This is a genomic window from Xanthovirga aplysinae (assembly GCF_009711365.1).
Taxonomy (GTDB): Bacteria; Bacteroidota; Bacteroidia; order Cytophagales; family Cyclobacteriaceae; genus Xanthovirga; species Xanthovirga aplysinae.
Genome location: NZ_SMMB01001042.1, coordinates 1 through 6,949, shown reverse-complemented (window position 1 = coordinate 6,949; position 6,949 = coordinate 1). Strand labels below are relative to the sequence as shown.

At 35.0% G+C, this 6,949-nt stretch carries 3 protein-coding genes; 1 reads left to right on the top strand and 2 read right to left on the bottom strand.

What is annotated here, in order from left to right; translation table 11 throughout:
* Positions 1–334 precede the first annotated feature (334 nt).
* On the top strand, positions 335–4,873 hold the full coding sequence (locus E1171_RS11210; protein WP_155206097.1) for a hypothetical protein: 4,539 nt from the start codon (positions 335–337) through the stop codon (positions 4,871–4,873).
* A 138-nt stretch (positions 4,874–5,011) separates the two neighbouring features.
* On the opposite strand, the gene E1171_RS11205 is transcribed toward E1171_RS11210, so the two are convergent.
* Both E1171_RS11205 and E1171_RS11200 read right to left on the bottom strand, forming a co-directional pair.
* Positions 5,012–5,728 (bottom strand): hypothetical protein, encoded by a 717-nt coding sequence (locus E1171_RS11205; RefSeq protein ID WP_155206096.1) that lies wholly within the window; start codon positions 5,726–5,728, stop codon positions 5,012–5,014.
* 195 nt (positions 5,729–5,923) lie between these two features.
* Positions 5,924–6,676, bottom strand: a complete 753-nt coding sequence (locus tag E1171_RS11200) for a hypothetical protein (RefSeq protein WP_155206095.1) — start codon at positions 6,674–6,676, stop codon at positions 5,924–5,926.
* Positions 6,677–6,949 lie beyond the last annotated feature (273 nt).

The window sequence follows — 6,949 nt, the reverse complement described above, 5'->3', positions numbered from 1 at the left end:
TTTTTTTTTCGTTGAATAGGTGTTTTTGGTCTTTTTCCCTGTTATTTTAAGAATTCTGAAAAAGGAAAAGGCTTGAAAATGGATTAAAGTAATCCTCTTATTTTACAGGATGTGAGCCTTTTCAGGGGGAGCCCCAATGTTCTTTTGACTTTTGGTAGAAAGTGTCATTTTCATCTTTGTTTATCAAAGAAAGAAATGAGGTCTTTCCGTGCAAAATCAGAGGTCGGTGGAAGGGTTAGGGGCCACTTATTCAATAAGGGTAGTGCCTTTTCTAATTGTCTTTTGTTAAAGGGAAAAGAGGGTTGCCCTAATCTTTATGATAGAAAGAAATTAAATGCATAATAATTCATATATAAGGCAATTGAAAAGCAGAGTATTAAAGGTGTTTCTATTTATCTTTGGAACAGTCTTTCTGCTTTTTATCTTGTTGAATATCTTGTTGTTCTTATTTGGAAGGCCAATACTAAGAGAAGCTCTTCAGGAAGTTATTTCTGAAAAAAGTAATGGGCTTTTTTCTGTGGATTTTGATGGAGTAAGTATTGATTTAAGCAGTAGTAGCATAAAACTGAAGGAATTCCACTTACAATTGGATACCGCTCGCTTCGAAGAGCTGAGAAAAACTAACGAAATTAGCAGAGCTATATATGATGTAAAATTGCCGGAAGTTTATTTAAGAGGAATCAATTTGCGTAAAGTATATGAAGACAGTGAGCTGCAAATTGAGGCCATTGCAATAAATAACCCTCAAGTTATTTTGGTGGGTGACTTTGTCGGTAAGAAAATGAATTTGGGAAATGAGGTAGTTTACAGGGACATGTTTCCTTTGTTAGAGCCTTTTTTTACTTCTATTCGAGTAAGTCGGGTACGAGTGGAGGATGGCTTTTTAGGCTTACTCAACCATCAAAAAGATTTAGTACATAGTTCCCAAGCCAAACATATTACCCTTACTTTGAGTGACTTTTACCTGGATAAGGATGTGTTTACCCACAATGATAAAATCCTATTCTCTGAAAATGTTGCCCTTAATATAAAGGATTATGGATTAGATTTAAATGATAATTTACATCGATTTCATGCCAATCAAATTACAATTGAATCAAAAAGTGGAGAACTTATAGCCGAGGGAGTGAGCCTGGAGCCAAAATCTGGCAGTTTTAAGATGGATACTATCAACCAGGATATGTATGAAGTTTGGGTGCCCGAGTTAAGAATCAATGGTGCTGATTTTTATAAAGCCCATTTTGAGAAACGACTAAATATAGAAGAGCTACTATTAAAACAACCTTTTGTTCGGTTAATAAATCATGAGGATGGTGATTCAACTTTGACAAAGAGGAAATATCGTTTTTCTACTAATTTGTACAGTTTAATTGAGGGGAATTTACTAGAGGTGGCAGTCAATCGGTTTCATTTTGAACATGGGGCTTTCCAACAGGTGAATAAAAGAGACCTCAAACAAATCAATTATGACATAAAGGATCTTTCCATTTTATTAGATCAGTTCCTTATTGATTCAATGGCCTACCTTAATGATCAAAAGGTGTTATATGCTGAGGAGGTAGATGTGCAAGTGAATGGATATTCAATGAGACTTGCAGATAATATTCATTCATTGAAAGCATCTTCTTTGAAGGTATCAACTAGAGATTCTTTGATTGTGGCCAAGGATCTGACATTGGATCATGACCTTGCAGATAGTTTAGCTGAAAGAAAAAATGGGACGCTTTACAGGATCTCTGTTCCAGAAGTTTTGATGAAGGGAACTGATATGCGTCAGGCATTTAATCATAAAATATTGCCTATTGAAAAGCTGGAAATTAAAACGCCAAAAGTAAGTTTGACGAGTCAAGTAGATTTAAAAGAAAGGTCCTTTAAAAGGAGCTTGAAAACCAATGATCTTTATAAGTTAACTGCTCCCTATCTTCAGGAGGTTCTAATTGATACGGTTTACCTAAAGGATGGATTTTTTGATTTGGTGAGCTCGGACTCTGGTCAAATGAAGGCATTTTCTAATAGCAAGATCTCATTTCATTTGCAGGAATTTCGTTTAGATACAACAATGGGGAGCCAGCATAATAAAATCTTTTTTGCTAATAATATTGATGTTCAACTGAAAGATTATTCCCTTAAACTGGCAGATGATATTCACATTTTTAATGCCGATGAGATTCATGTTTCTACTTTTAATGATCAGGTAGTTGTAAAGGGATTTAGCCTGGAGCCAATACCTGCCTTAGATCCCGTGGTACAAATGAGACGATATGGTAAGTCTACTCATTTTAATGTATTTATTCCTGCTCTAAGAATTAGCAATGCTAATATTCATGAGGCATATTTTGAGAAAAATCTTAAGGTCAAAAATATTGAGATTGATCAACCGGATCTGAAATTAACTACTTATAGGGAATTGAAGGGAAGAAAACTCCGGACAATGGCCAAAGGGGAGTTTTATGCCATGATCTCACCTTATCTGGAGTCGATTCAAGTGGATAGCCTGGAATTGGATAAAGGTAATTTTAATTTGGTAACCAATACAGATGGTCATTTTAATGACCTTTCTAGAAATAATGTAGCTATCCGGATACTTGGGTTTCAGTTGGATAAGGAGGAAGCCAGAAGGAACGATCGTACTCTTTATGCCGATGATATTGAGGTGAAGCTAAGAGATTATCGTCTACACCTGCCAGATAGTGTACACCAATTAATTGCCAAAGAAATTGTTTACTCAACAGGGAAATCTGAAATTTTGGCAGAAGGGGTCAAGCTCTACCCAGAAAAGGAAAGGCAAAACCGATTTCAATTGAAGTATAATTGGTTTTTGGATATTCCTCAGGTCAGGATTTCGGATGTTGATGTAAACGCGGCTTATTACAAAAAAGAAATGAATGTGGGGGGGATTGAGTTGAAAAATCCCGTCGTAAAAATGATCAATCATAAAAACTTGCAAAAACGCACTCCTAATGATCAGGAAGTATTTAAAGACGTTTTCTTGAGTTTGCCAAAGGGAATGGAGGGTGTTTCTATCGGTAATATTTTATTGTCGGGAGGAAATTTATCTTTAGTGAGTCAAAATGGTGATGAACAATTAGTTTATTCAAAGGGAGATATCGCCATGGATATTAAAAAGGTGAATTTGATTCGTCAGAAAAAGGATGATAGTGCCCATGCTGATTTTAATACGGAGGACATGAATGTGGTGGTAAGTGATTATTTCCTGAAACTTCCCGATAGTATTTATCATTTTAAAGCTGACCGTTTAGTTATTTCTAGTAAAAAAGGAGGAGTAGAACTTGAAGGGGCACACCTTTTTCCAAAAGATAAAGTGGAAGCAGAGAAACTTCTTCAGCAGAATGGGAGAAATAAGCTTTTTGAAGTGAAAACTCCTAAAATAATAATGGAGGGAATAAACTTTGATCAGCTTTACTCCCAAAGATGGTTAGAGGTGAAAAATATAAACCTGCAAGAACCGGACGTAACTATCTCATCCTTTCCTCTTTTAGCAAGGGAAGCGAGCTCTAAGCAAGACCTTACTCAACAAAAAGATAAAATAAATTCGGATTCAATTTCACCTATTAAACTTAAAAAAGATTCGAAAAGACAGATTAAATCTCAGGAAGGAGACCTTTATAAATTGATTTCTCCCTACTTGAGAGGAGTTCAAATTCATCAGTTAAATTTTGGAAAAGGGAAGTTATCCTATCATAAAAAAGAGGCAGATGATTTCAAGCAATATTCCTTGAAAAATTTGTTCGGTGAAGTTAAAGGTTTTAGGGTAGATGAAAAGTATTCCCATACAGCTGATCGCTTTTTTTACACTGATGATATTCGTTTGGAAACCCATGATTTTAAATATAATCTTCCAGATAGTTTATATACCCTAAGCGCGGGAAAAGTTGGTTTTTCTACGGCAAAACAACAAATTTATGCCGATTCATTGAAATTGCAACCGCGCTATATGAAGTATTTGTTTTCTCAAATAGTTGGATATGAGACAGACAGAGTAATGGCTAATATGGGAGAGGTTCGACTGGAAAATGTAGATTTACACCGATTGTTAGAAAGTCATGAACTGAAAGCTCCGTTGATGACTATTGATGGATTGTCCGTTCATACTTTTAGAGATAAGCGGTTAAAGGATCCGGACTTTAAAGAGAAAATAATGCCTCAAGAAGTCCTCCGGAATCTCGATTTTTATGTACACCTGGATACAGTTCGGTTAAAGAACGGCCAAATTACCATCGAAGAGCAAAGTGAACAGGCGCAGCAATCAGGGATGATAACATTTAATGACTTATCCGTTGAGATGAGAAATGTTACCAATGATTCAATTTTGTTGCAAAATGGAGCTCAGGGCTACCTGAATGCTCATGCCTATTTAATGGGACAGGGTGAGTTGCAGGCAAATATTCGAGTACCCTTGGCCGATAAAAGTAATACCTTTTATTTTGACGGCCATTTGATTGGAGAAATGAATCTGGATGCGATTAATCCTATGCTTGAAAATTTGGTTTTTGTAACCGTAAAGTCCGGAAAGGCCAAAAAGCTTAATTTTGATTTGGTAGCCAATAAATATGAGGCCAAAGGGAAAATGCGCTTTCATTATAATAACCTTAGAATTGGAGTTATTGATCCAAAAACAGGTAAAACGGGTGGGTTAAAAGGAGGCTTAATTTCACTGTTGGCCAATACATTCGTTGTGAAAAGCCGTAATCCAAGTAGAACTTTTCACTTTAGGGAAGGAGAGATCTATTATCCTAGAGATTCCTCCAAAAGTATTTATAATTTTTGGTGGAAAAGTCTGTTTTCAGGTTTTAAATCGACTTTTGGCATAGAAGGCATTTCAAAAGAAAAAAATAAGAAAAGCGAAAGGTAAAGGTGTATGGCTTTGGCTTTCAATCTTGGCGTAGGCTTTTGGTCTGGGAATGGTAATAGATTTAATTTTCACTATTCATTTTCTATGGAAAGGGGAAGAATTTTTGTCCCCTACCACCCACTTTTATAACTCCTAAATTTAATTTAATAGCATTAATTCCAATTCACGGCCCTTTGGAAGCAGTACCTCATCTTCAATTAAACCATGGAGGTGCAGGTCAATTTCAAAGGATTCCATTTGATGAAGGAGCACCTTATAGGGAAAGCTTAAAGTTGTTTCAGGGTTTTGAAGAAGAATTTTCTCACGTATTAATGATAGGGAGGATTCGACCTCATCATCATGCAGTGAAATGAAGTTCTGAATTGAAAACTGATGTTTAAATGGGATTTCCATTTTTTCAAAAGAAGTAGAATAGTCATGTAGACTTTTTAAATAAGGAAATAGCTTTTCTTCCTCCAATTGAATATGTTCTGAAAGTTCTACACTGAAATTCCTAAAGAAATTCTGAAGTAAAAGCACAACTGGGTTATCCCTTTGATGCCCAATAACCAATTGAAGAATGGATTGTTCAATTTCAAATAGCCTCTTTTCCTGATAAAAAATATGTGTTCTTTGCAAATAATCAAGTAGGGTGTCAAAGGAAAAGCTCAAAAAACGTTTTGGGGAAAAAGTTTTTGGCGTTTCAAAGGCATTCAAGACTTCCAATAAAAAATTTAAATCGATAGAGTGCCTAGTACAAAGGCATTCAATACTTTTTGAATGGGACTCTTTTGGAATTTGGTAGCGATTGATGGCATGCCCAAGAATATAATTTTGGTCAATTAGCGATTCTAGTGATTGCCTGGGATTAATCATGATTGGAATTTTCCTTTTCTTAGATCTTCAGAATATGGCCTAAGTATATAACTGGAAATTAAAAAAAATAATCTTTGGTTTGAATGAAGTATGCAATTTAGATACATTTTAAACTACTGAAAATCTATATCAGGCTTTTCTTTCCAAAACTATGGTTATTTTATTACTTGTCAAATGGGATTTCACTTCTCCATATTAATTATTTTCTAAATTCTTCTCCTCTCTATAGTTAGGAATCTGAAAAATATCTTCGTGGAATTTCATTTTTTCTACTTTATCCAATTTATGAATGGAAGCAATTTTTCCATCAAGATAGGAGGTCGACTTTATGGTGAATCCATTGAAACCCTGTTGATTTTGGAATGTAAATTTTGGGATCTTATAATTGGAAGAGGGGCCCAAGGCTAATATGAAATTATCAAGTTCCTGAATTAGGGAAAGGTTTTCCGGGCTAAGGCCAATACTCCCTAGATCTGCTGCCCAGAGTTCACTTATTAATCCTTTGTTATCATTAAGGTTATATTTTTGACATGGCCATCCATTTACTTGATCATGAGTTACAAAAATTGGATTAAGGGGTTTAGATAAGAGTAGGGGATCTGTGATGTTTTTTATTCCTGGGGTAGTAAATTGCTTGTTAAAGCGAGTGAATTTAAGAACTTCGGCTTCTTTTCGAGAGAGGCTAAAGTAGGTTTTTCGAAAATGGTCCAAAAACCATATTTTTTGTTCATCACCTCTGAAAATGATAGATTGGTTAAGTTGTCTTCCAACAATATCTATTTTTAATTGTTTGTTTTCCAGGTATAAAAAACTTTTTGAGTATTGGCTTTGATTTCCATTTTCTTCATAGTGTGTGGAGGTTCGGCTAATTCTTATTCCTTTTTTTTGTAAAAGTGCCGTTAAAATGAGAATAGTGAAAAGGATGACAACCAGAGGTGTGAGTTTCATTTTTTAGTGCTGATTCTTATGAGTATTCAAGGAAGGTCCTGAGGATAAAAAGGAAAAGCCCTAATTGGTCAACAATTGGATTGGAGAATTGTTTAATGAGAGCCAACTATTTGCTTCAAAAGCAGTGGAGGATACTGAATTAATGAAGTGGAATGAATGGAAATTGACAAACTAATGGGAGTAATTTTTTAAGATAATTTATGGGATTTAAAAACAAGTATTTAAGATTGCCAATCTTTGCTATTTAATTATTCATTTACCAGTTTTTTTGTC